Genomic DNA, 24546 nt, shown 5'->3' on the forward strand with positions numbered 1-24546 from the left:
AATGCAGGCCGACCAGGTTGGGCAACTTCTGCAGAATGATCGAGAACTTCAGATCGAAGCTCATGAAAAACATGACGCACAGGCCGAACAGCACTGCCCAGGTCAAATACAGGCGAGAGCGAAAACCCAGTAGCGGGCTGAAACGACGCGTCTCGGTTTCGGGGGCGACAGCCGCCTTGGCCGGGTGTGGATTGAGGGCTGTCATTGGCTGATGTCGGCACCGATCCACTTCTGTGAAATCTTGCTTAATGTGCCGTCGGCCTTGAGCTGGGTGACGACCTCAGTGACTTTGGCATTCCATTGCGGATCACCCTTTTCGATCGCTACCACGTTGGGCTCTGCATACAGCGTGTCGCCGGCAATTTTGAAGCGAGGATCCTGGGCGATGCGTTCGCGAGCGGTGATGAGGTTGGTGACCATGGCATCCAGGCGCACGCCCGTGCCCAAGGCCAGATCCTGGAAGGCTACCGTTTCGTTGTCGTAGGGCGCGACCTGGACGCTTTCGAATGGATAACTCAACGGCTTGTCCTCGGCGCCCTCGATCACCAGATCCTTGTTCAAATAGGCTTCATAGGTCGACGCGCTGATCACACCGACTTTTTTACCTGACAGATCCTTGCCTGTGACAATGTCCTTGTCTTTGGCATTCACCACGATCACGGCCGGGGACTGGTAATACTCAACCGGGAATTCGAACACTTCGGCCCGTGCCTTGCTCGGGGTCATCGAGCAGACGCAGATGTCATATCGTCCGTTCCAGTGTCCGGCAGCGATGACATCCCAGGACGGTGTTTGCAGCTTCAGCTTCACCCCTAGCCGTTGCGCAACGGCCTTGGCGACATCCACGTCAAACCCGTCCAGTTGGTTCTGTTCATTGAGAAAGGAGAATGGCGGATAGCTTTCCATCAGAACGCCGGTCAGCTCCCCACTGCTGGTTACGCGATCCAGAGTGGCGCCCGCGAAAGCCGTCGAGCATGTAGCCAGTAACGCCAGGCCAAAAGGCAAAAGTGCCGTAGTTTTCAAAAGCAAGTGCTCCAATCAATTCAAAAAATCTGAATAGATTAAAACGCACTATAAAATAGTTTTGTACTTGTTTTATGGAATAACAGACTATGCTCAAGCTATATTGGATCTAGCGATTCAGACGCTAGAATCGCTGATTACGTAGTGGTAAATGAGGCCACGCAAACAAATGTAATCGGGCCTGCGCGTACATAATTTTCAGGTTCTCGGGATATTTCCTAACACGACCTGGCTGTCCAGCAAGGTCATGGCACCTGGCTGAAAAATGGTGAGACTCCGTGAGCAAAACGGCGTCAGGTCGCCTCGAGCAACGAGGATCACCGGAGGTAGCCGGCAATGTTCGCGGCGCGCTGGAAAGGATCAGCAAAAACGAAGAGTTCATCAACATGACGTTAGCGGTGCTCATGACACCGGAGTGAGGTGTCCAAAATCATTAGGCCAATTCAGTCGGAGAAAGGCTCTGAAGGAAAAGACGCGTGATACCGTTGGCTATCGGTAATTTTTACAGTCAGCAACGCTTATGGCCAGGGTCGGCGCCGAGTCTTTTTACTTAGACAACTCCTCGGCGTCGGCAACCATGGTCAAGTATGTTTTAGCAGCTGCAGCAAACCTTCCACATCAGCTAGCGCTGGAGCATGGGCTCCGGCATGGCGGCAAGATATGGATGCGCAAGCCGCTGAAAATTGCAGGCGCTCTCTCAAGTCCACGATCCCCAGCAACTGCGCAGCCAGCCAACCAGCCATACAAGCGTCTCCTGCTCCAACCGTGTCTTCCACCTTCACGGCAATCGCCGGCTGATCGAGTTGGCTGTCCGGGGTGTGGAGAATCATCCCGTGTTCTCCTCGGGTAAAAAGGATCTGCGCCTGAGGATTAAGAGCGCGAAGCTCATCCATTGCCTGGTGTTCTGTCAGCCCTGGATAAATTTGCCGAAGGTCTTCATCGGAAAGCTTAATCATGTCAGCAAGGGTGGTCATCGTAGGGAAGGTCTGCTCCCGATAATGGCTATCCATTAAATTGCGCCAGTTCGGATCATAGCTAATCCGTTTACCGGCTTTTTTGGCCTGCTGAGCAATTTTAACCAGCTTGTCTGCGAGTGGCTGTCGAGCCAAACTGATGCAGCTGAAATGACACAGCTCTGCTTGGTTGATCCATCCTTTGGGCATCAGATCTGGATCAAAAAACAGATCGGCATCTCCAGCAAAAAAGTATCTTGGGGGACGGCTCGATGGAACGATGGCGACCAAAGGATCTCGGTCTACCCGTTGGATAAACCTCATATCCATTGCTGCTGCTTCCGACTGCGAAACTATCTCGTCACCCAGTGAATCCATGCTCACCGACCCGGCAAAAGCACTGCTAACACCCAAGCGACTTAGCGCTCGTGCAACGTTCCAGGGAGCACCACCTGGGTAGCCCTTCCACTGTCCAGGAGTGCCTTGGACAAGATCGGTCAGGGCTTCGCCAAACACTACTGCGCGAGGCAATACCATCGTCATTTCCTCAATTTTTTGTCGTAGGGAACTGCTGGCTGATCAGAATCGACCGGTAATCACTTACTCAATGCGCTTTGATGAAAGGCAGGGTTTGTTGAAGTTAGAGAAGTTTTCATAGCCAACTTCAAAGCAGATGTTGGCCGGACGCGTTCAAGTATTAAAACCAGGTTTCCATTTGTATACCGTATTGCCATACACCTCCGGCTTTGAAGTCCGTCATGCCAAAGGAGTCTGTGGTACTGAATCTGTCCAGATCCGAAGACCAGTTCATGAAGCTTGCGAACACTCGCAATTCGGGACGTGTAAGAAGATCTCCAACCTCAGGTTTGAATGTCGGGGCGACAGTGAATTTCCAAAAGTTACCGTCGACCGCATTACGTTGTAGATAGTCCTTCGGGTCGAGGTTCATGGTTTGCCAGCTTATTTCGTAGGCCATCTCGAAATTGCTGTTGATTTTGTTAGCCAATCGCACGTTCAGGGTCAGCCAGCGGTAGTCGTCACCCTTGACGTATCTATCCTTGCTCTGTTCGGCCAGCAAGCTGGGCCCGATGCGCCAGTCAGGCGCAAGGGGTGTCTCACCATAAAGTGCCAGACGCAGAGCGCGGGCATCGTCGATGAGTTCGCCATCCGAGCCGATGTTCTTGACCTCAGCTCCCAGACCTTGCCCATAGAGCAGCGCCGTTTTGAAGAAGCCTTCCCTGCCGAAAAAGTTTTTCTGGTGATTGGCCAGCATGCTGTGCAAGCCGGAATCCGCAGGCGTCAAACCCGCTGCATTGGTCCGGGTAGCGAAATCGTTTTTCTTTGCGCCGATGGCATTGAACATCCACTGCCACTGACCATCCTCGAAGAACTGGTTGGAGGTCAGGATGTAGCTTTCCACATCGGCACTAAGATCGCCTTGACTGAAATCCCCGTAGTTGCGCCCGATCAAAGAGTAGTTCGAACGCCAATTCTTGTTCATCTGCATATCGTAGATTCCACCCCCGGTGCCGGCCAGAAAGACAACGTCCGAGTCCAGCCAGTGGATATCGAAATTATCTCTATCGAATCGCTTGCCTGCCCACAGGGTGGCGTTCTCGAACACTGAATTGCCCTTGAACGCAGCGAGATGGTCAAGCGCTGTGAATACCTGGCGCACGTTCAGTTTGCTTTCGTCGGCCGTCCAGTCATTGGTGCTTTCCACACCGTCGGCGATGGAGACCGTGAATTTGGAACGGGTGCCGTTTTGCGCATAGATTTCTTTCGACAGGTCTATACGCATGTAGGTGTCGTCTTCGTTACCGAGTCGCCCGACTGCACCACCGACTGAACCGGCAGGAGTTGTATAAGGGCCGCCACGACCACCACCCAGCCGATCGTTGATCAGCAATCCGGAGCGGGCGTAGCCGTTGAAGCTGAACCCATCAGTGAGGTGTCCGGTACTGCCCTCTTTCTCCAGGCTTTGCTGACGGGCTTCGAGTTTTGCCAGTCGGGTATCCAAAGCGGGCGCCGAAATTACTGCCGCAGTAGACGCGGCGGGCTGCAAGGGAGCAGTGGCGAGTTTGATCTGCTGCAATTCCCTGGCAAGTGCCTGGGTTTGCTGCTCGGCTGCGGCTGCACGCTTTTCCGCGGCGCTGGCACGGGCTTCAAACGCGGCCATGCGTTCTTCCAGAGTCGCGGCCTGAGAGGTTACCGCCGAGGTGCCGAGCACGCCTGCGAGTAGCCAGCTTGATGCTTTCTGCATGTGAATTTCCTGTTTTGTTTTTATTTTTCTGTTCCCGCGAGCGGCCTTTTTTCGTCAATTGTGAATTGTCAAAATTGACGAAAAAAAGGATGCCTCATCGCAAATACGCTGCTACATTTGGCGATGTTAACGTTAACTTTTCTAAAAACAAAAATAAAGAGGGCTTTATGAAACAGCTAAAAACTCTCCTTCCAGCCGCACTACTCACCCTCTGTGCCGGATTTCCATGCCTCTCGAGCGCTGCCGATTTAACGATCTCGTGTGGCGCGGTGGGTGCGGAGTTGCAGCTCTGCAAGGAGGCTGTCGAGGCGTGGTCGAAACAGACCGGCAACAACGTCGAGGTGGTTTCCACGCCTAACTCGGCGACCGAGAGGTTGTCGTTCTATCAACAGATCCTCAGTGCACAATCCAGCGACATCGACATCATTCAAATCGATATGGTGTGGCCAGGGATGCTGGCCAAACACTTGATGGATCTGCGCGAGGTGCTTCCTGCCAACCCGACCCAAGGCTATTTCCAGGCACAGGTGGATAACGCCACGGTGAACGGACGGCTGGTGACGATGCCGTGGTTCACCGACTCGGGCCTGCTGTATTACCGCAAGGACTTGCTCGAGAAGTACAACCAGCAGGTTCCCCAGACCTGGGAGGAAATGACCGCTACCGCCAGGAATATTCAACAGGCCGAGCGCACTGCCGGGAATCCCAATGCGTGGGGTTACATCTTTCAAGGGCGCGCCTACGAGGGCCTGACGTGTAATGCACTGGAGTGGATCAGCAGCCAACCGGAAGGCGGACTGGTCAATCCACGAGGTGACATCGTGGTCAACAGCCAGGCTTCAAGAACGGCTTTGACCCTGGCGAAAAGCTGGGTGGGAGACATCTCCCCGCGTGGCGTACTCAACTACACCGAGGAAGAAGGTCGTGGCGTATTCCAGTCGGGAAATGCGCTGTTCATGCGTAACTGGCCTTATGTCTGGGCGTTGGTGCAAAGCCAGGACAGTGCCGTAAAAGACAAGGTCGGGGTCGCTCCCCTGCCCCGCGGCGGCGAGACCGGCAGCCATGCCTCCACCCTCGGTGGCTGGGGCCTGGCGGTATCGCGCTACAGCGCCCATCCAAAACTTGCCGCCGAGCTGGTGAGCTACCTGACCCGTGCCCAAGAGCAAAAACGTCGTGCCCTGATAGGCGCCTATAACCCGGTTATCGAGTCGCTGTATCAAGATCCCGAATTGCTCGCGGCAATGCCTTATTACAGCCAGCTCCACAGCATTCTCAACGATGGGGTCATGCGCCCTGCCTCAATCACTGCCGATCGCTATCCAAGGGTCTCCAATGCGTTCTTCGATCGAGTGCATGGCGTGCTGGCGGGCGAGTTGCCTGTCGATCAGGCGCTGGCCGAACTGGAAAGCGAACTCACGCGCATCAAACGCCGGAACTGGTAAGCCACAAGGAAGGAAATCACCATGTCTGTCTCTACTACTGCCCCCTGTGACGAGCTCCTGCTCACCAGGGAAACGCCCGTACAACGTCGCCGAGTACGCGCCGCCTGGCTATTTCTGACACCGATGCTGTTGTGTCTGGCCCTGGTGGCAGCCTGGCCGCTACTGCGCACATTCTGGTTCAGCCTGACCGACGCCAGTCTGTCGGACACCGGTGGCGGATCCTTCATCGGCCTGAGCAATTATCTGTTCCGCAACGGTTCCACCTGGTCGGGCATCCTGGTCGATCCTCAGTGGTGGAACGCGGTGCGCAACACCTTGCATTTCACCGTGGTGTCGGTGGGACTGGAAGTCGTACTGGGACTGTTGGTGGCGTTGCTGCTCAACATCAAGTTCACCGGCCGTTCCCTCGTGCGTGCGATGATTCTGATTCCCTGGGCGATTCCGACCATTGTCTCGGCAAAGATCTGGTCATGGATGCTTAACGACCAGTTCGGCATCATCAATCACATGATGCTGAGCCTCGGCCTGATTGACGCGCCCCTGGCCTGGACGGCAGATGCGGACCTGTCGATGTGGGCGGTGATCATCGTCGACGTCTGGAAGACCGTGCCTTTTGTCACGCTGCTGATGCTGGCGGCCTTGCAGATGTTGCCGAGCGATTGCTACGAGGCCGCCAGGGTCGATGGCACTCATCCGCTGATGGTGTTCTGGCGTGTCACGCTTCCCCTGCTGATGCCCGCCTTGTTGGTGGCGGCGATCTTCCGCATCCTCGACTCGCTGCGGGTATTCGACGTGATCTATGTGCTGACCTCGAACTCGTCGAGCACCATGAGCATGTCGGTGTATGCCCGCCAGCACCTGGTGGAGTTCCAGGACGTCGGTTACGGCAGCGCAGCCTCGACGCTGTTGTTTCTGGTGGTTGCGGTCATCGCCATGCTTTATCTCTACCTCGGACGCCGTCAACTGGAGGTCCGCTCATGAGCCCGCGCCTGCTGAAAAAAACGCTGTTGCGCCTCGGGTTCTGGTGTCTGATCGGGGTGTTGCTGCTGTATGCGGTTTTCCCTTTCTACTACGCCATCGTGACGTCGCTGAAGCCATCCAGCGCCTTGTTCGAGGTGAGCTACTGGATCGATAACCCCGATTTCTCCAATTACTCGGCGGTACTCCACCAAGCCTCATTCCTGCGGGCCATCGGTAACTCGCTGGTGGTTGCGCTGTGTGTGGTGACGCTGGCGCTGTTCCTCAGCCTGACCGCCGCCTATGCCTTGGGCCGGGTGAAGTTCCGTGGGCGTGGCACGGTGTTGATGATGGTGCTTGGCGTGTCGATGTTTCCCCAGGTCGCGGTGCTGTCGGGGCTCTTCGAAGTGATCCGCGCGCTGGGCCTGTACAACACGTCCTGGGCGTTGATCCTGAGCTACACGATTTTCACCCTGCCCTTCACCGTTTGGGTGCTGACCACGTTCATGGGGCAACTGCCCCATGAACTGGAAGAAGCGGCAATCATGGATGGCGCGTCCCCCTGGGTCACGCTGACCCGAGTGCTGTTGCCGCTGCTCTGGCCCGCGCTGGTCACCACTGGCTTATTGGCCTTCATCGCCGCGTGGAACGAGTTCCTGTTTGCCCTGACCTTCACCCTCACCGACACGCAACGCACGGTGCCGGTCGCCATCGCCCTGATTTCCGGTGGCAGCCCTCATGAGCTGCCTTGGGGATTGTTGATGGCCGCCTCGGTGCTGGTCACCGTCCCATTGGTGATTCTGGTGCTGATTTTCCAGCGCCGAATCGTTTCCGGTCTCACTGCCGGCGCGTTAAAGGGTTGATGCCCAACAAAGACAAGGAACAGCATCGTGATCAAATTGAAACTGGACAACGTGAACAAACAATTGGGCGGCGCGCGGATTCTTCGCGACGTCAGCCTGGAAATCGCGGCGGGTGAATTCGTGGTGTTCGTCGGCCCTTCGGGTTGCGGCAAGTCGACCCTGCTGCGCCTGATCGCCGGACTGGATTCGATCTGCGGCGGCGACCTGCTGATCGACGGGCGTCGGGTCAACGACCTGGAGCCGCGCGAGCGTGGCGTCGGCATGGTGTTTCAATCCTATGCGCTGTACCCGCACATGAGCGTCTACGACAACATCAGCTTTGGTCTCAAACTGGCCAAGACTGAAAAGAGCAGCTTGCGCGAGCGCGTGCTGAAAACTGCGCAAATCCTGCAGTTGGACAAACTGCTGCAACGCAAGCCAAAGGAACTGTCTGGAGGGCAGCGTCAGCGTGTGGCAATGGGCAGAGCCATGGCGCGTGAGCCGGACATTTTGCTGTTCGATGAGCCGCTCTCCAATCTGGATGCATCCTTGCGGGTGCAGATGCGCAACGAAATCGCCCGGCTGCATGATCGACTGGGCTCGACCATGATCTACGTCACTCACGATCAAGTGGAAGCGATGACCCTGGCCGACAAAATTGTCGTGCTCAATGGCGGTCGCGTAGAACAGGTCGGCTCACCGCGCGAACTCTATGAGCGCCCAGCGAGCCGCTTTGTCGCCGGTTTTCTCGGTTCGCCCAGAATGAACTTTCTGGCGGCACGCCTGCATGCACCGGGTGAAACCAGCCTGGTCGATACTCCCGTCCTGGGTATGACTTCCCTGCCCTTCGACAGCTCGAGCCTGGCGGCGGACACCCCACTGAGCCTGGGGATTCGCCCGGAACACGTGTCGCTCAAGGCGGCGCAGGGGACTACCGGCGTCGTCGTGACCGGGGTCGAATACCTGGGCAGTGAAACCTATGTGCACCTCGATACAGGTCAGGACGAGCCACTGATCTGTCGTTGTGAGGTCAATGCCGGATGGCAGGTGGGCGATCAGGTCGAGCTGCAGCTGGAGTTCGGCAATCTGCACCTGTTCGACGCCGATGGCACGGCCTTGAGTCGCCACCCACACGCCATTGAAACCCTGCCGGATGACGTCTCTCTACGCTCAGTCCGAGCACGCGCCCTATGACCTTGTCTTTGAATACCATGAGCGATCCAATGTTTTCTTCCCTTGACCTTGCGCAGCGCGCACTGGGTGACGGCCTGTCTCGCGTCATCCAGGATTATCGACCCGGTTATCATATTTCCCCCCCGGCAGGCTGGATGAACGACCCTAACGGGGTAGTGTACTTTCGTGGCGAATATCACGTTTTCTATCAGCATTACCCCTTCGACGCGAAATGGGGCCCGATGTATTGGGGCCACGCCAAGAGTGCCGATCTGGTTCATTGGCAGCACCTGCCCATTGCGCTGGCACCCGGCGATGACTTCGACCGTGATGGATGTTTTTCCGGTAGCGCAGTGGTGTGTGGAGATACCTTGGCACTGATCTACACCGGACACACCTGGCTGGGGGAAGTGGGTGACGAACGCTCGATCCGTCAAGTCCAGTGCCTGGCCACCAGCACCGACGGTATTCGGTTCGTCAAGCATGGCGCCGTCATCGACACCGCGCCGCAAGACACGATCATGCACTTTCGTGACCCCAAGGTATGGCAAGAGGATGACTGCTGGTACCTGATTGCCGGCGCACGTCTGGGCGATGTGCCGTTGCTCCCGCTGTACCGTTCCACGGATCTGCACGCCTGGGAGTTCCTCGACTATGTGTCCAGCGGCAGCGAGGGCGATGGCTATATGTGGGAGTGCCCGGATCTGTTCCGACTCAACGGACGCGATGTGCTGCTTTACTCCCCCCAGGGCATGCAACCCCAGGGTTACGATCGGCTCAACAAATACCAGACCGGTTATCGAGTGGGCCGACTCGACAGCGAATGGCACTTCACCGGCGGTCCTTTTATCGAGTTGGATAACGGCCATGATTTCTATGCCGCGCAAACGCTATTGGCCGCCGATGGTCGGCGCCTTGTGTGGGCATGGCTCGACATGTGGGAAAGCCCGATGCCGAGCCAGACCCATCATTGGTGCGGCATGCTCGGTTTGCCGCGCGAACTTGAACTGTGCGCAGATCGCCTTTGCGTGTATCCGGCACGGGAGCTCATCGCTCTGCGCATGACGCTATTGCCTGGTACGCCCTGGTGGGAGGGGTCGGGAACCCGGTGGGTGCCGGAAGTGAATGGCGACAGTCTCGAAATCCATGTGCACCTGGATTTACTCGGCTGCACCGACGGCCACCTGGGAATCGCGTTGCGCTGCAGCGACGATGACCATGAACAAACCCTGCTCTACTACGATGCGGCGTTGCGGCGTCTGGTGCTTGACCGCAGCCACTCGGGTGCGCAAGTCACAGGCCAGCGCAGCGTGTCGATAGACCCGACACAAGAGCGACTGGCACTGCGTGTGTTCCTCGATCGCTCGTCCATCGAGGTGTTCGACGAAAACGGGCGCTTCAGCCTCAGCAGTCGCCTCTATCCGCGGCCCGACAGTCTGGGCGTGAAGCTGTTTGCCAGCGGGAGTGGCGGGCGTGTCTCGATTCCCAAGGCATGGCCTCTCGGCTCTGGATGGCTATGAGCAGCGTCATTCGAGTCGCGAGAAGCCCGGGCCCTGTGTCATGATTCTGCGTCAACCTGACCGGGCTCGCCTCGCATGACTTCAGTGAAAGACGTTGCACAGCTGGCCGGCGTGTCCCTGATGACGGTTTCTCGAGCGCTCAATAATCCGGAAAAACTGAGCCCCGAAACCCTTCTGCGGGTGCGTCGCGCCATTGATGAACTGCAATTCGTACCGAGCCTGTCGGCGCGCAAGATGCGCGGCGACAACCTCCAGTCGCGAACCATCGGTGTATTCGCGCTGGACACCGCGACCACACCGTTCGCCGTCGAGTTGCTGCTGTCCATCGAACAGACCGCGCAGCAAGCCGGCTGGAATGTGTTCATCCTTAACCTGTTGAGCAATCCGCCCACCGACCAGAACATCGACCTGATGTTGTCGCACCGCCCCGACGGGTTGATCTTCAGCGCCATGGGGTTTCGCCAGGTATGCATTCCCGAACGATTGAAGAGCAAACCCCTGGTACTCGCCAATTGCCTGGCCGATGACAGTCGCCTGGTGAGTTATGTGCCAGACGACGAAGCGGGGCAGTATCGAGCCGTACATCACGCGTTGAGCCAGGGCTATCGGCGCCCTCTGTGTATCAATCTGCCAAAACAGAGTCTGGCCTGGAACCTGCGACAAAAAGGCCTGCAACGTGCCTGTCAGGCATTCGGGCTGTTGCCTGACGCACACCTGCAATACGACCTTTCCGATCATGACGCCTATGGTGAAACCGCAGCCATCCTCGACCGGCACATCATTGAGGGTCGTCCCCAATTCGACATTCTGATCTGTGGCAACGACCGCATTGCCTTTTGTGCCTATCAGCTATTGTTGGGCCGTGGCCTGAAAATTCCCGACGATGTCGCCGTGCTCGGCTACGACAACATGATCGGCATTGCTGAGCTGTTCATCCCGCCGCTGACCACGGTGCAACTGCCGTACTACGAGATCGGTCGCAAGGCTGCCCGGCACCTGATCGAGACCCTCGATGTATCGGGAACCCAGCCAGTTGATTGTCCATTAGTGGTTAGGGCATCGCTATAAAATTCAGTTAATTCGGTGATAGCGCGCCCGCTTGCTTTCGATTTGCCACTGGCCTGTCACCGACCGCTTAAGCCCAAAGGGTCAGTCACGACATGCACAAAACGGCCAGAAGTCGTCATTCTTCAAATCTCACCGCCCCTCAGATCGCAACAGACGCTTTCTTGGCGATTATCAGCTCAGTGGAAATATTCAACTTCTCCTTTCTCCCCATTCAGCAAAACGCATTGGGCCGGTGACCAAACCGACCCAATGCCATACGAGCTGATCCATTTACCGCGAATCGACTAACCCAACGTGTTAAGGCATACCACCTTGGGTTGGGTCATTTCCTCGTAGGCAAAACGCACCCCTTCCCGGCCCAGGCTACCGTACTTGGAACCGCCAAACGGCATCGCATCGAAGCGGTAGTCGGAAGAGTCGTTGATCATCACTCCCCCGGCTTCGATCCTCCGTGCGGCGCTCATCGCGGTTGCCAGATCATTGGTGAAGATCCCGGCATGCAGGCTGTATTCGGGCTCATTGGCCAAAGCGATGGCTTCATCGAAGGTTTCGAAAAGCTGCAATACCACCACCGGAGCGAAGACTTCATTGCGCCAGAGTCGACTGGCGTGATCGACGTTTTCCAGCACGGTGGCGGCGTAGCACGATCCTGCACGCCGATGGCCGCAGAGCAACGTGGCGCCCTCTTGCAAGGCCTCGTTGACCACTTTCTCGGCATTCTGCGCGGCTTGCGCAGTAATCATGGGGCCGATATCGGTATCGGCCAGCAATGGATCGCCGACCGCAAGCGCACGGGCCTGGCTGACGAATCGCTCTCGGAACGCTTCATAAATCGACGCCTGAATCAGCAAGCGCTGAGTGCCTACGCAGTTCTGCCCCGCTGCCCAAAAGGCTCCGGACACGCAACTCTCGACAGCGGCCTCAAGGTCGCAGTCGCCCATGACGATTACCGGCGCATTGCCGCCCAGGTCCATGGCCAGTTTCTTCAACCCGGCCGTGCGGGCGATCTGCTCTGCGGTGACGAAACCGCCGGTGAAGGAAATCATCCGCACCTCACGGGCGGCGACCAACGCCTTGCCCAGTTCCGCGCCGCCGGTGGCGACGGTAACCACTGATTCAGGCAAGCCTGCCGCGACCAGATAAGACACCAGTTTAATGGCCGACAATGGCGCGAGCTCGGAAGGTTTGAGAATCACCGCGTTACCGCCCGCAATGGCCGGACCGAGTTTGTGCGCCACCAGGTTCAACGGATCGTTGTACGGCGTGATCGCAACGATCAGCCCCAGAGGTTCACGGGAAAACCAGCCCTGACGCGATTCGGAGCCTTCATAAGCATCGAAGGGAACCACCTCCCCGGCATTGCGCCTGGCCTCCTCGGCTGACAGCTTGAGGGTATTGACGCAACGTTTGACCTCTTTTTCCGCCTGTTTGAGGGTCTTCCCGGCCTCGTCGACGATCAGCCTGGCAAACACACCGGCATCCTGTTCGATGTTGATTGCGGCTTGCTCAAGAATGCGAGCCCGACGATGACGCGCTAACGCGGCGCACGCTCGTGCACCACTGCGTCCTGTCTCCAACAACTGCGGAACTTGCGACGCACAGACATTCGTCACGCTACCTATGAGGGAACCGTCATAGGCGTTAAAGACTTCAATGGGCGGCTCCACGATATCCAGAACCAGGCGCGATAATTTCACAGGTTTACTCCTGGTTGCGTGCAATGGATTGATGGATGCTGATGATGTCCGAGAGCAGCGCAAACGCTGTTTCCGTGCGCCCTGCTCCCGGCCCCGAAACCGTCACCGCACCGAGCAGTTCGGAGGTAAACGACACCGCATTCGTTGCACCGCCGACACTGGCCAGCGGATGGTCGTTGTTCAACAGCCGCGGTTCGACACTGGCACTGATCGAGCCGTCGGTATGGCGCATCGCCGACCCGATCAGCTTCCAGCGAGCGCCGTCCTGCCGGGCTTTTTCGATGTCGCCAAGGTTGAGGGACGAAATGCCGCTGCACGTGACGTCGCTGACCGTAAGCTTCGCGTCCAGCAGTTCATTCGCCAGGATCACCACCTTGAGGCGTACGTCATGACCCTCGACATCCGCCGTCGGGTCGGCTTCGGCGTAACCCAGTTCCTGAGCCTTGCTGACGGCCTCAGCAAACCCCAGGCCGCCTTCCATGCTGGTGAGCACGAAGTTGGACGTGCCGTTGAGAATTCCTTCAAAACCGACAATGGAGCTGCCGGCCAGCGCCTGCCTGGCCAGGCGAATCACCGGCGTGCCGCTCATGACCGAACCTTCATATTCAAAGGCGACATGCTTGCGTCGAGCCAGTGCCTTGAGCTCGGCGCCGTGCAAGGCGATGGGGCCCTTGTTGGTGGTGACGACATGCTGGCCGCCCTCCAGCGCCCAACGGCAGAACGAAGTCGCCGGTTCACCGTCCACCGGGTTGGTAAACGTGGCTTCAACAATAATGTCCGCGCCGGAATCCTTGATCACCTCTTCATTGAGGGCTGTGACGTCGCCACCCGACAATTGCGCCAATGCACCTTTGACTGCCGGCAATTGGGCGAGCACATTGGCGTCCAGCCCTTCGCGGCCAATCACCGAACCGAGAAACAAGTCAGTCACGCCGACGATTTTCAGGGTGAAACCCAGTTCTGTTTTCCACTGTTCGTTGCGTTCGGCAATCAGCTGAGCCAATGCCCGGTTAACACCGCCAAAGCCTACCAGCGCCAATTTGTATTCAGTCATTTTGTTATGCCCTTGATCCGGGTGATGGGTTGTTGGGCACTAGGTTAGGGCTGGGCCCAGGGCAGTGAAATAGGCCAATTTGCTCTATTTTATGGGCGTTTTGACCAGTGCCCGGGCAAAGCTTCAGGCATAAAAAAAGCCAACGCAGGTTGGCTTTTGGCAGCACGAAAAATGGGTTAAACGACAGATGACAGCACGAAGGAGGTCACGGTGTTTTCTACTCCAGGCAACGCGGCAATTTCAGTCCAGACCTTGTGCACCCGCTGCGGGCTCGCAGCGCCCACCCGCAACATCAAGTCGAACTCGCCGCTCATGACATCGCACTGGATGACTTCCGGAATTGCCCGCAGCGATTGCAACACTTCCGCTCCCCGCATCCGGTCGTAGCGGTAAACGAAAATCACCGCGTTGATGTTCGACGTCGCTTGTCGCCCCTCCCCCGTGCGTACCGTATATCCCTGTATTACACCGTCGCGTTCAAGTCTTTCTATGCGCTGGCGCACCGCATTGCGTGACAGATTGACCTTGGCCGCCAGTTCGGCGTGTGCAGCCCTGGCATTGAGCTGTAGTTCCGCGATGATGTGTTCATCGAGAGGGTCCAGAATTCGCTTCACTTGACCTCCTGTTGGCGCGCCTTCACAGCGCGCCGAGCAGTTCATGGATGGTATCGAGGTCGTCCGGTTGAATCCGGTAAACCTGCGCCTGTCCTAGCGTCGCGACCTCAGGGTGCAGCCCCGCCACACTGATGCCTAACTCGCCAAGCAGTGCTGCCGACTTGACCGGTGAGATTTCCCCCAGGGTCACCATTGGCGCCACCAGGCTTCGCCGATACAACCTGGCGGCCAGCACGCCAGTGGCCGTGTGCGGGTCGATGACGTAACCGGTGTCGTGATACAACGAGGTGATTTCAGTCAGCGTCTGCTCATCACTGACGGCGTAGGAGTCGATGATCATCCGCGCCTGCAACCAGAACTCGTTGGCGATGACCATCTCGCCGCTGGACTCGAACCCCTCCATCAGGGCACACACCGCCTGGTCGTCATGCCCGTAGAGCTCCCAAAGGAACCGTTCCAGATTGGAAAAGATCGACAGGTCCATGGCAGGCGAAAGCGTCTTGTTGGCTCGTGACCTGCTGTAGTGGTTCTTCTGAAACAACTGATGCAACGCGTCATTCTGGTTGGTCGCAACAATCATCTGGGTGATCGGCAGGCCCATTTTTTGCGCGATATAGCCTGCATACACCTCGGCAAAACTCGCCGCAGGCACGCTGAAACCGATCGGACGCTGGCCACCCCCCAGTTGCAACACAGCGTGGAAGTAAAACACCAGTTGCGCCAACACACTGACCCAGTTACTGGAGTTGAAACTGATCGCCTCGTACTGCGCATACGGCCATTGTCGGAACAGCCGGGTGACGATGGTCTGGCACTCGTCGAAGCTGCCGTTGACCGCGAACTGATGAACCCTCGGGTGCGCCGCTGCTTGCAGATGCTGGAGTTGGTCCCGGGGAACGCCCTTCTCTGGGTAAAACACCACCACGCAGGTGTCCTCGCAGCGCTTGAACGCCTCGATGGCCGCCAGCCCGGTATCGCCGTTGGTGGCACCGATCACTACCCCGCGACGCCCGCGCTTGCGCAGAAAATACGGCACCAGCCGCGCCTGCAACTGCGCGGCAAAATCCTTCGAGGAGCGAGTCGGCCCGTGGAACAGTTCCAGCACCCACTCGTTACGATCGACCTGATGCAAAGGCGCCAGGGAACGATGGCTGAATTGACTGCCAGCCTCTTTGAGCAGGCGCTTGAGGTCTGTCTCGGGGATCGCCCCCCCCACGAACGGACTGATCACCCTGTAGGCCAGTTCGTCATAGGGCAAGGTCGACCAGTTGGCGATGTCCTGCGCTTCAAACAGCGGCAGTTCGAGCGGTACGAACAGCCCACCGTCCTCGGCAATGCCAGACAATACGACCTGTTCGAAGTCGACCTGCACGGCCGAATTTCGGGTACTTACATAACGCATGGTTGGCTCCGGCCATTCATTTGAAACGATGTGCCTGCTCGACCAGCCAGGTGGAAAACATCACCGCGTCGGGGTGCTGCTCGGCCCCGGAACCGCGCACAAGGTAAAAAGACTCGCTGGCTTCGATACGCTGGGTAAAGGGTTCGACCAATCGTCCATCCTGAAGCATTTCCTCCACCATCGAGGACCGCGCCAAGGCGATTCCCTGCCCTAACTCGGCCATGCGCAAAGTGGAAATCAATGTGTCGAACTGCATGCCGGTCGAGGAGTCGACGGTGTCCGCACCGACCATGTTCAACCAGTAACCCCAACCCTCTTCGTAACCCAGAACATGCAACAGCGGATGGTGCGACACGTCCACGGGGACCGTCAGCGGCGACCTCGCCATCAGGTCCGGCGAGCAGACCGGGAACAACGTGTCCCAGGTCAGGCGCTGCGACACCAGGCCGGGCCATTGACCGTGGCCCCAGCGAATCTCCATGTCATCCTCACCGTCCAGTTCCTTGACCCAGATATTGCTGATGTAGCGGATATCGACATGCGGATGCGCCTGGCTAAACCCCGCCAGCTTGGGCGCCAGCCAATGCACGAAGAACGCCAGGCTGCCACGCACCTTGATCGGTCGACGCTTGTGCTGACCAAAAATTTCGTTGGTCCCCACTGCCAGCCGCGTGATCGCATCCTGCACCACCGGCAGATACGCCTGGCCTTCCTCGGTCAGTCCCAGACCTCGGGGCAAGCGTTTGAACAGTGCTACCCCAAGATGGCTTTCCAGTTGGCGGATCTGCTGACTGACTGCCCCCTGGGTCAAAAACAGCTCTTCGGCAGCATGGGTGAAGTTCAAACAGCGGGCAGACACCTCGAATGCCCGCAGCCAGTTCAATGGGGGTAGCGTCTTTTGCTTCATGGCTTGAACCTCTAGGACGCCCCCTCCACCGAGCACGCTTGCCCATCCCGTCGACGCGGACTAGAACGCATCGGACGGTTGTGCCAAGGGGGCAACCGACAAGCGTCGCTCGCGGCTTTTGCGGGTAATGTAATACACGAAATAGCACCAGGCGATGAAAGGCAAACCGAAGTACAACGCCACTCGCTGCTCCGGATCGAACGCAATCCCGACACACGCCAGACTGCAGCAGACCAGCGCTCCCAACGGCACCCATGGATAACCCCGGACACGGAATTTCAAGTCGCGGATGTCACCGCCGTTGGCCACATAGTGACGGCGGAAAGCAATCTGGCTCGCAGCGATGCTCATCCAGACCACTACGACCGCCAATCCAGAGATCGACACCAGCGCCAGATAGATGGTGTTGGCGGCAAACACACTGCTGAGCAACGAGGCAGCCCCACCCGCCATGCTGACGATAATCGCGTTGAGCGGCGTGCCCATGCGCGTCAGTGCCGAGAACCGCTTGGGCAGGTGACCCTGGTCACTCAGGGTCCAGAGCATCCGTGACGCGGCATACAAACCTGAGTTGGCGGCCGACAGCAAGGCACTGATGATCACGAAATTCATGATGTCTGCCGAATATGGAATCCCGATGTAAGTGAACACCGTGACGAATGGACTCTCTACGAGACCGGCCTGTTCTCGGGGCAATAGTGTTGCCAGGACGAAAATGGTCCCCACGAAAAAGATCGCCAGGCGCAGCACGGTCGTGCGAATGGCGCGCGGCACGTTGCGCTGCGGATCCTTGGTTTCCCCAGCGGCAATACCGATCAACTCAGTGCCGGAGAACGCAAAGGAGACCGCCAGTAACGTCATGGCAATCGGCATGAAACCGGTAGGGAAAAGCCCCTCGCGAGTGAAGTTGCTCAGCCCGATACTGTGAGCCTGATCGATATGCAGCAGGCCGAGAATCGCGCCACCACCGATTAGCAGAAACACCACCACGGTCACCACTTTGACCAGTGACAACCAGAATTCGGTCTCAGCGAACAAGCGCACGGATATCACGTTGGTCAGAAACACCAAGCCTGCGAACAGCGCACTCCAAATCCATACCGGTGTATCCGGATACCAACGCGCCATCAGAATCCCGGCGGCGGTAAATTCAGAGCCGATTGCCACAGTCCAGGTCAGCCAATACAGCCACGCCACGGTGTAGCCGGTGCCGGGTCCGAGAAAACGAGTGGCGTAGGTGCTGAACGAACCCGTTTCCGGCATATGCACCGCCAATTCGCCCAAGCACATCATGACCATGTAAACCATGAGTGCGCCGATGATGTAAGCGATGACCGCACCCAACGGACCGGCCTGGTTAACGGTGTACCCGGACGTTAGAAACAGCCCGGTACCAATGACGCCACCCAATGCCAACATGACAATATGGCGTGTCTGCATTTCCTGTTTAAAACCGGTACGTGTGTTGAGTTGTTCTTCTTTTATGGACATGGTTGCTCTCATGAAAGTTGTTAGGGCGCGCATTAACGTCTGCGATGAGTTACGGGGCAGAGTAAAAACAGGTCGCCACTAGTTTTATTATTATTCCACTTCATGAACGCCTCACTAACGGCCTTGTCGTGAGGTACTAACGTTAAAACTTCAGCTTGCTGCCTCGATGCACGTTTTGTTGTTTGAGTGCTGTGTGTTTGCCTGTGCCAGCTCATCGCGCGAACACCTGACAAAAGCGAACGCCTGCTTCAAATCGTCGAGCAGATCGTCAGTGTCTTCAATGCCGACCGAGACCCGCACCAGTCCTTCGGAGATACCCAGAGCCAGTCGTTCCTCCAGCGTGTTCTCGACATGGCTGGTGGTCCGGGCCGGGCCGTAAATGGTTTCCACTGCACCGAGATTGCCCGCGCAGTGGGCGAATCGCAGACGTGGCAAGAGCACCTTGACCGTGTCCATCCCACCGACCAGAACAAAACTGACGATGGCGCCGAAGCCGGACATTTGCGTACACGCCACAGCGTGGTTCGGATGACCGGGCAAGCCGGGATAATTGACCGATTCCACCAACGGTTCGGTGCAGAGGAACTCCGCCAGGGCACGGGCACTGCGTTGCTGTTGACGCATGCGCAGCACCAGCGTTTTCATGCCCCGGATGATCATGTAGGCCGAGAACGGGTCGAGCGTCGCACCGTTGATTTCCCGGTAATGACGAACCTTGGCCATCAAGGATTCGTTACCGCACACCAGACCGCCGAGCACATCGCCATGGCCACTGAGGAACTTGGTCGCGCTGTGGATGACCACGTCCACCCCTAACGCCAGGGGGTTTTGATTCAACGGCGTGGCAAAGGTGTTGTCCGCCACCACCACCGCACCGACGCGCTTGGCTGCAGCTACCAGACGCTGGATATCGAGTATTTTCAGGGTCGGGTTGGTCGGCGTTTCCAGGTACACCAACTGGCAGCCTTTGGCGATTTCACGCTCGATCTCCTCGTGATCGAACGTCTCGCACAAGGTCACCTCCACACCCGTGCGCGGCAGGAACTCTTCGAAAATCTTGTTGGTGCCACCGTAGCTGTCCTTGGTTGACACCACACGATCGCCATTGGCCAGGAAGGTGAAAAGCACACTGCTGATCGCCGCCATGCCGCTGCTGAAGGCCACGGCGGACTCGGCCATTTCCAACTCACGAATTTTTGCTTCGAGAATCTCGACCGTCGGGTTGCTCATGCGGCTGTAGATAAAGCCCGGCGTCTTGCCCAACGCAACGTCGTACCAGACGTCGATGTCGTCGTAACCGTAAGCGGCGCTGACCACGATCGGTGTTTGAGTGGCGTTGTAGGGGTGCCTGACTTGCTCCCCGCCCCAGACCGCTCGGGTCCCCGCTCCGGCGTTATCAAGCCCTGTGTTGTCAGGTTTATTGTTCATTAAGACTACTCGCACTGAGGGTGGTGAGTGTTGAGTCATTCACCAGATCTGGCGGCCAATATATTGAAAAGCGGTGCGCCCGAGAAACGATGTTATCGGTGCCAAAGGGCTGCTTTTTTTAATGGCTGAACGTATTAAGCGATGGCGCAGAATTTTTTCAGGGCCTGTTTTTTCGGTCTTTGTCGACCGCGACCCGGGCATTGAGATTGATCTCACCGTGACCAATAAAATGGTCGACGTGATTGGAGAGGTCCACGATGCAGGCATTCGTTTTGTCGGGTCTGTACCGAAGGACATGATCGCTCAGCAGCTGTCGCCCGATGTCGCCTGGACCAGGCGTCGGGGCTCCGGATTACCTCAATCGTTTTACCCCCTGCTCGATTTGGGTATCGCGATACGGCTACTGGTCTTGACCTCGCGTAACGACAAACTGGACTGGATGGAGGCAATACCCACCTGACGCCTGAGAACCTGCTCGATAAAGTCACTGTAGCTATCAAGATCCTCTGCCAGCACTTGCAGCACGTAATCGGCATCCCCGGTGATCTTGTGACAGGACAACACTTCGGGCAATTGCGCAATCACCGCCTCGAAGGCGTCCGGAGCGTGATCGGCGTGGGTGGAAAAACGGATGTGCACGAACGCCAGGATATCCAGCCCCAGCATTCGTCGATCAAGGTTGGCTTGGTAGCCCTTTATCACGCCCGCCTCCTCCATTCTCTTACGCCGTCGCCAGCAAGGCGTAAGGCTTAACGACAGCCGTTCACTGAGCTCGGCGTTGGAAATACTCGCGTCTTCCTGCAGCAACGCGAGAATCGCCAGGTCGGTGTCGTCGAGACTGATGCGCTTGGATGTTTTTTTCTGCATTACGCCATTCCTGAGTAAAAATTCCCGAATAATCTAGTAAATCACGAAAACAAAGCAAAGAAAGCACATCCCAGCCGGAACAGAATATTTGCACTGGTTCACATCAACGGATGCGCACAATGTTTACAGTTTTCAGTGATTCCCACCGTTTGCACCATGGCACCGAATTGAAAGACGGCGTGCTCAAGCCGTCCTTCGAACAGCCCAGTCGGGCCGATACCGTCCATCATCGGGTCAAACAGGTAGGGCTTGGCCAGGTCATCGAACCGCGAGTATTTGACAGGGCGTGCTATGTCAACGCGCACAGCGAGCGCTATGTAGCCTTTCTGGAAAACGCCTGGTCTGAATGGAGCGCAACCGGACGCACCCACGATGCCTTGCCGCTGGTATGGCCTGTGCGCGATCTGGCCAACGAGCAAGTGCCGACTTTCATCGACGGCAAGCTGGGTTTCTACGCCATGGATGCCGGCTCCCCGATTACCGCCACCACATGGCACGCGGTAAAAACCAGCGCCGATATCGCGCTGACCGGACTGGCGCTGATCGATGAAGGCCACGACAGTGCCTTTGCCTTGTGCCGCCCGCCCGGCCATCACGCAGCACGCGAATACATGGGCGGCTACTGCTATCTCAACAACGCAGCCATTGCCGCACAGCAGGCTATTACCCGAGGCGCCAAGCGTGTCGCTGTATTGGACGTCGACTTTCATCATGGCAACGGCACCCAGAACATTTTCTACGGGCGCAGTGACGTCATGTTTGTCTCGCTGCACGGCGAACCGACGGTGTCCTATCCGTACTACTCAGGCTACAGCCACGAAGTAGGCGCTGGCCACGGCGAAGGTTACAACCTGAACTATCCGCTGCCGAAGAACACCACTTGGGAAAGCTACCGCAACGCCTTGCTCCACGCCTGCAAGAAACTCCAGCAATTTGCCCCTGAAGTACTGGTTATTTCACTGGGCGTCGACACGTTCAAGGACGACCCCATCAGCCACTTCTTGCTGGAAAGCGAAGACTTCATCGGCATCGGCGAGCTGATAGCGGGCGCGGGCTGCCCCACCCTGTTTGTGATGGAAGGCGGCTACATGGTCGATGAAATCGGGATCAATGCGGTCAACGTGCTGCATGGCTACGAGAGCAAACGCGCCTGAGTCATCCCCTGAATCGCAGCGTTTCAACTATTGAATCGGAGAATAAAAACATGACTCTTTTTATAGACGTCGATCATGCCGCACGCCTGTTCGCCAAGGTAGGAGTCCGCCGGGCAATCCGCGAAATGGCGGCTTACATCGAAGCTGACTACTCACGCTGGGCGCAGTTTGATAAGTCGCCTCGCACCGCCAATCATTCGGCCGCCGGTGTGATCGAGTTGATGCCGACCGACGATGGCCAACAGTACTCGTTCAAATACGTGAATGGCCACCCGGACAACGGTCAAAGGGACTTGCTGACGGTCATGGCCTTCGGTGTCCTGGCCGATGTCCACAGTGGCTATCCAACCCTGCTCAGTGAACTGACGCTGACCACAGCCGTGCGCACTGCCGCGACCTCTGCCTTGGTCGCGCAGTCTATGGCGCGCCCCGGTGCAAGCATCATGGCAATCATCGGCAATGGCGCTCAGAGCGAATTTCAAGCCCTCGCCTTCCACGAAATGCTGTCCATCAAGGAATTACGCATTTTCGATATCGATCGCGACGCTTCACTCAAGTTGAAGCACAACCTGTCCGCATTCCCGGATATTGAGGTGATTCTGGCCAACTCGGTACAGGAAGCGGTCAAGGGCGCGCACATCGTCACCACAGTTACCGCAGACAAAGCCTATGCGACGATTCTGACGCCCGAGATGATCGAGCCCGGCATGCATATCAATGCCGTCGGCGGTGACTGCCCGGGGAAAACCGAACTGCACGCCGACATTCTGCGCAATGCCCGGGTCATCGTTGAGTTTGAACCTCAAACCCGGATTGAAGGCGATATTCAACAACTGGAGCCTGACTTTCCCGTCGTGGAGTTTTTCCGGATTGTTCAGGGCGAAGTCCCGGGCCGCGAGAACGACGCACAGGTCACCGTTTTCGATTCGGTGGGGTTTGCCCTGGAAGACTTTTCGTCACTGCGCTACCTGCACGACCTGGCGCGCAAGCATGCCATCGGTGAGCGCATCCATCTGGTGCCGACGCCTGCCAACATAAAAAATCTCTACCAACTGCTTGGGCAGCAACCAGCAGTTCTCTCGCGCCTGCGCACAGTCAGCTGATAGCCCCCTGAGCAAATGCCAATGGGCCGTGCACCTTGTTAGCGGAGGAGAAACCCTGCCACCCCCAAACCACCACCGTCAGTAGCCGTTGCATCTCTAACAAGAACGCTAGACACCCACTTTCTGCCAAAACTCAAAAACATAAAATCAAGAGGTTTTGTAATGAAATCGACTCCATCCGAGCGGGTTGAACAGCCCGCGCTGCAGCGCACGCTCAGCAATCGTCACATTCAATTAATGGCCATGGGAGGTGCCATCGGTACAGGTCTGTTCATGGGTTCCGGGAAGATCATTGCCCTCTCGGGCACGTCGATCATCCTCATTTATATGATCATCGGGATGTTCGTCTACTTCGTCATGCGCGCCATGGGCGAACTGTTGCTCTCCAACTTGAACTTCAAAAGCTTTGCGGATTTTGCCGGTGCTTACCTTGGCCCGCGAGCGGCATTTTTCCTCGGTTGGTCGTACTGGCTGAGTTGGAGCGTCGCGGTGGTGGGCGATGCCGTGGTGGTCGGCGGCTTCTTTCAGTACTGGTTCCCCGATGTAGCCGCCTGGATACCGGCCATCGGTATGCTAATGACGTTGTTTGCCTTGAACGTACTGACCGTGAGGCTTTTCGGTGAAGTGGAGTTCTGGTTCGCAATCATCAAGATCATTGCTGTCGTCACCCTGATTGGGGTCAGCATGGTGCTGATTGCCAGCTCCTTTGTCTCACCCAATGGCGTCACGGCATCCCTGAGCCACCTGCTGGATAAACAGGCAACCTTTCCTAACGGCTTATTCGGTTTCTTCGCCGGTTTCCAGATGGCCATCTTCTCATTTGCCGGCACCGAGCTGATCGGCATCGCTGCCGCCGAAACCCGTTCCCCCGAGAAGACCCTGCCTAAAGCCATCAACTCGATACCGCTGAGAATCATCCTGTTTTATGTGTTGGCACTGGCCTGCATTATTGCAGTGACTTCCTGGCAGCAGGTTTCGCCCAGCAAGAGCCCCTTCGTCGAACTGTTTCTGGTTGCAGGGTTTCCCGCAGCAGCAGGTATCGTTAACTTTGTGGTGCTGACGTCTGCCGCCTCATCGGCTAACAGTGGCGTATTTTCTTCCAGTCGTATGCTGTTTGGATTGGCTAATCACGACAATGCTCCGGGGATTTTTCGGCGCCTGTCGAGCAGTAGCGTGCCCTTGCTAAGCCTGGCGTTCACGACACTGTTGATGCTGGTGGGTGTACTGCTGCTTTTCATCGTTCCGGAAGTCATGACAGCGTTCACCATCGTCTCTACCGTGTCGGCGATCCTGGTGATTTTCACTTGGTCGACCATCCTCGCGTCGTACATTGCCTATCGCAAAAGCCGACCCGACCTGCATGCGCAATCGGCCTACAAGATGCCTGGTGGCGTGCCGATGGCCTGGTTCTCCTTGGCGTTCCTAGGGTTTGTTCTCTGCCTGCTGGCATTAAGACCTGACACTCGTATTGCCTTGCTGGTCATGCCCGGGTGGTTCATTTGGTTGGCAATTGCTTATCAGCTGACCCATTCCAGAAAGCTAAAATCCGCTGCTGGATCGGCAAATCAATACAGCTGATGTTCACCTG

20 protein-coding genes and 1 pseudogene are annotated in these 24546 nt (G+C 57.2%); 9 read left to right on the forward strand and 12 right to left on the reverse strand.

Features of this window, described 5'->3' with window-relative positions; translation table 11 throughout:
* The 4 genes and pseudogenes from KGA85_RS03970 to KGA85_RS03985 form a co-directional block, all read right to left on the reverse strand.
* Positions 1-205, reverse strand: a pseudogene (locus tag KGA85_RS03970) (amino acid ABC transporter permease); the annotation flags it as partial.
* On the reverse strand, positions 202-1023 hold the full coding sequence (locus KGA85_RS03975; protein WP_223542922.1) for an ABC transporter substrate-binding protein: 822 nt from the start codon (positions 1021-1023) through the stop codon (positions 202-204). The gene KGA85_RS03975 and the pseudogene KGA85_RS03970, both read right to left, overlap by 4 nt.
* Before the next feature lie 581 nt (positions 1024-1604).
* Positions 1605-2513 carry a carbohydrate kinase family protein gene (locus KGA85_RS03980; protein WP_223533920.1) on the reverse strand — a complete coding sequence of 303 codons (909 nt, stop codon included), beginning with the start codon at positions 2511-2513 and terminating at the stop codon, positions 1605-1607.
* A gap of 160 nt (positions 2514-2673) precedes the next feature.
* Positions 2674-4239 (reverse strand): carbohydrate porin, encoded by a 1566-nt coding sequence (locus KGA85_RS03985; RefSeq protein ID WP_223459266.1) that lies wholly within the window; start codon positions 4237-4239, stop codon positions 2674-2676.
* A 167-nt stretch (positions 4240-4406) separates the two neighbouring features.
* Here KGA85_RS03985 and KGA85_RS03990 point away from each other — a divergent pair, with 167 nt between their 5' ends.
* The 6 genes from KGA85_RS03990 (at position 4407) to KGA85_RS04015 (ending at position 11241) form a co-directional block, all read left to right on the forward strand.
* Complete coding sequence (locus KGA85_RS03990; protein WP_223459268.1) at positions 4407-5681, forward strand: ABC transporter substrate-binding protein; 1275 nt, start codon at positions 4407-4409, stop codon at positions 5679-5681.
* A gap of 21 nt (positions 5682-5702) precedes the next feature.
* The gene (locus KGA85_RS03995; RefSeq protein ID WP_223542923.1) at positions 5703-6662 is read left to right on the forward strand and encodes a carbohydrate ABC transporter permease; all 960 of its coding nucleotides are present in this window, start codon (positions 5703-5705) and stop codon (positions 6660-6662) included.
* Entirely contained in the window at positions 6659-7501 is an 843-nt protein-coding gene (locus KGA85_RS04000) for a carbohydrate ABC transporter permease (RefSeq protein ID WP_223458766.1), read from the forward strand. Before KGA85_RS03995 ends, KGA85_RS04000 begins: the two co-directional genes overlap by 4 nt.
* A 27-nt stretch (positions 7502-7528) precedes the next feature.
* Complete coding sequence (locus KGA85_RS04005) at positions 7529-8674, forward strand: ABC transporter ATP-binding protein (protein ID WP_223459272.1); 1146 nt, start codon at positions 7529-7531, stop codon at positions 8672-8674.
* Positions 8671-10173, forward strand: coding sequence for a glycoside hydrolase family 32 protein (locus tag KGA85_RS04010; protein ID WP_223459274.1), 1503 nt, complete (start codon positions 8671-8673; stop codon positions 10171-10173). Before KGA85_RS04005 ends, KGA85_RS04010 begins: the two co-directional genes overlap by 4 nt.
* Positions 10174-10248: 75 nt before the next feature.
* Positions 10249-11241 carry a LacI family DNA-binding transcriptional regulator gene (locus KGA85_RS04015; protein ID WP_218497899.1) on the forward strand — a complete coding sequence of 331 codons (993 nt, stop codon included), beginning with the start codon at positions 10249-10251 and terminating at the stop codon, positions 11239-11241.
* A gap of 284 nt (positions 11242-11525) precedes the next feature.
* On the opposite strand, the gene KGA85_RS04020 is transcribed toward KGA85_RS04015, so the two are convergent.
* The 8 genes from KGA85_RS04020 to KGA85_RS04055 all read right to left on the reverse strand — a co-directional run bounded on the left by KGA85_RS04020 (position 11526) and on the right by KGA85_RS04055 (position 20701).
* Positions 11526-12938, reverse strand: coding sequence for an aldehyde dehydrogenase family protein (locus tag KGA85_RS04020; RefSeq protein ID WP_223459275.1), 1413 nt, complete (start codon positions 12936-12938; stop codon positions 11526-11528).
* A 4-nt stretch (positions 12939-12942) separates the two neighbouring features.
* Positions 12943-13992: a homoserine dehydrogenase gene (locus KGA85_RS04025; RefSeq protein ID WP_223459276.1), complete on the reverse strand. Its 1050-nt coding sequence runs from the start codon at positions 13990-13992 to the stop codon at positions 12943-12945.
* 176 nt (positions 13993-14168) lie between these two features.
* On the reverse strand, positions 14169-14606 hold the full coding sequence (locus KGA85_RS04030) for an Lrp/AsnC family transcriptional regulator (protein WP_223459278.1): 438 nt from the start codon (positions 14604-14606) through the stop codon (positions 14169-14171).
* A gap of 22 nt (positions 14607-14628) precedes the next feature.
* The gene (gene thrC / locus KGA85_RS04035; RefSeq protein WP_223542924.1) at positions 14629-16008 is read right to left on the reverse strand and encodes a threonine synthase; all 1380 of its coding nucleotides are present in this window, start codon (positions 16006-16008) and stop codon (positions 14629-14631) included.
* A 16-nt stretch (positions 16009-16024) separates the two neighbouring features.
* A complete protein-coding gene (locus tag KGA85_RS04040) occupies positions 16025-16915 on the reverse strand; it encodes a LysR substrate-binding domain-containing protein (RefSeq protein ID WP_071483363.1) in 891 nt (296 codons plus the stop codon).
* A gap of 60 nt (positions 16916-16975) precedes the next feature.
* Positions 16976-18406 (reverse strand): amino acid permease, encoded by a 1431-nt coding sequence (locus tag KGA85_RS04045; RefSeq protein ID WP_223459282.1) that lies wholly within the window; start codon positions 18404-18406, stop codon positions 16976-16978.
* A 150-nt stretch (positions 18407-18556) separates the two neighbouring features.
* Positions 18557-19834: a cystathionine gamma-synthase family protein gene (locus tag KGA85_RS04050; protein ID WP_223459283.1), complete on the reverse strand. Its 1278-nt coding sequence runs from the start codon at positions 19832-19834 to the stop codon at positions 18557-18559.
* 366 nt (positions 19835-20200) lie between these two features.
* Positions 20201-20701 carry an Lrp/AsnC family transcriptional regulator gene (locus KGA85_RS04055; RefSeq protein ID WP_223459285.1) on the reverse strand — a complete coding sequence of 167 codons (501 nt, stop codon included), beginning with the start codon at positions 20699-20701 and terminating at the stop codon, positions 20201-20203.
* 119 nt (positions 20702-20820) lie between these two features.
* Between KGA85_RS04055 and KGA85_RS04060 the strand changes: the two genes are divergently transcribed.
* The 3 genes from KGA85_RS04060 to KGA85_RS04070 all read left to right on the forward strand — a co-directional run bounded on the left by KGA85_RS04060 (position 20821) and on the right by KGA85_RS04070 (position 24536).
* Complete coding sequence (locus KGA85_RS04060) at positions 20821-21855, forward strand: histone deacetylase family protein (protein ID WP_223542925.1); 1035 nt, start codon at positions 20821-20823, stop codon at positions 21853-21855.
* A gap of 50 nt (positions 21856-21905) precedes the next feature.
* A complete protein-coding gene (locus KGA85_RS04065) occupies positions 21906-22958 on the forward strand; it encodes an ornithine cyclodeaminase (RefSeq protein WP_223459289.1) in 1053 nt (350 codons plus the stop codon).
* A gap of 162 nt (positions 22959-23120) precedes the next feature.
* A complete protein-coding gene (locus KGA85_RS04070; RefSeq protein ID WP_223459290.1) occupies positions 23121-24536 on the forward strand; it encodes an amino acid permease in 1416 nt (471 codons plus the stop codon).
* Positions 24537-24546 lie beyond the last annotated feature (10 nt).

Source organism: Pseudomonas sp. GL-B-12 (assembly GCF_019955895.1).
Taxonomy (GTDB): domain Bacteria; phylum Pseudomonadota; class Gammaproteobacteria; order Pseudomonadales; family Pseudomonadaceae; genus Aquipseudomonas.

What these genes read in the sequence shown, in the direction of transcription:
- KGA85_RS03995 (WP_223542923.1), top strand. Translation starts at nt 5,703, where the DNA reads ATGTCTGTCTCTACTACTGCCCCCTGTGACGAGCTCCTGCTCACCAGG.
- KGA85_RS04065 (WP_223459289.1), top strand. Translation starts at nt 21,906, where the DNA reads ATGACTCTTTTTATAGACGTCGATCATGCCGCACGCCTGTTCGCCAAG.
- KGA85_RS04025 (WP_223459276.1), bottom strand. Translation starts at nt 13,992, where the DNA reads ATGACTGAATACAAATTGGCGCTGGTAGGCTTTGGCGGTGTTAACCGG.
- KGA85_RS04070 (WP_223459290.1), top strand. Translation starts at nt 23,121, where the DNA reads ATGAAATCGACTCCATCCGAGCGGGTTGAACAGCCCGCGCTGCAGCGC.
- thrC (WP_223542924.1), bottom strand. Translation starts at nt 16,008, where the DNA reads ATGCGTTATGTAAGTACCCGAAATTCGGCCGTGCAGGTCGACTTCGAA.
- KGA85_RS04050 (WP_223459283.1), bottom strand. Translation starts at nt 19,834, where the DNA reads ATGAACAATAAACCTGACAACACAGGGCTTGATAACGCCGGAGCGGGG.
- KGA85_RS04055 (WP_223459285.1), bottom strand. Translation starts at nt 20,701, where the DNA reads ATGCAGAAAAAAACATCCAAGCGCATCAGTCTCGACGACACCGACCTG.
- KGA85_RS03980 (WP_223533920.1), bottom strand. Translation starts at nt 2,513, where the DNA reads ATGGTATTGCCTCGCGCAGTAGTGTTTGGCGAAGCCCTGACCGATCTT.
- KGA85_RS04045 (WP_223459282.1), bottom strand. Translation starts at nt 18,406, where the DNA reads ATGTCCATAAAAGAAGAACAACTCAACACACGTACCGGTTTTAAACAG.
- KGA85_RS03985 (WP_223459266.1), bottom strand. Translation starts at nt 4,239, where the DNA reads ATGCAGAAAGCATCAAGCTGGCTACTCGCAGGCGTGCTCGGCACCTCG.
- KGA85_RS04010 (WP_223459274.1), top strand. Translation starts at nt 8,671, where the DNA reads ATGACCTTGTCTTTGAATACCATGAGCGATCCAATGTTTTCTTCCCTT.
- KGA85_RS04040 (WP_071483363.1), bottom strand. Translation starts at nt 16,915, where the DNA reads ATGAAGCAAAAGACGCTACCCCCATTGAACTGGCTGCGGGCATTCGAG.
- KGA85_RS03990 (WP_223459268.1), top strand. Translation starts at nt 4,407, where the DNA reads ATGAAACAGCTAAAAACTCTCCTTCCAGCCGCACTACTCACCCTCTGT.
- KGA85_RS04060 (WP_223542925.1), top strand. Translation starts at nt 20,821, where the DNA reads ATGTTTACAGTTTTCAGTGATTCCCACCGTTTGCACCATGGCACCGAA.
- KGA85_RS04015 (WP_218497899.1), top strand. Translation starts at nt 10,249, where the DNA reads ATGACTTCAGTGAAAGACGTTGCACAGCTGGCCGGCGTGTCCCTGATG.
- KGA85_RS04000 (WP_223458766.1), top strand. Translation starts at nt 6,659, where the DNA reads ATGAGCCCGCGCCTGCTGAAAAAAACGCTGTTGCGCCTCGGGTTCTGG.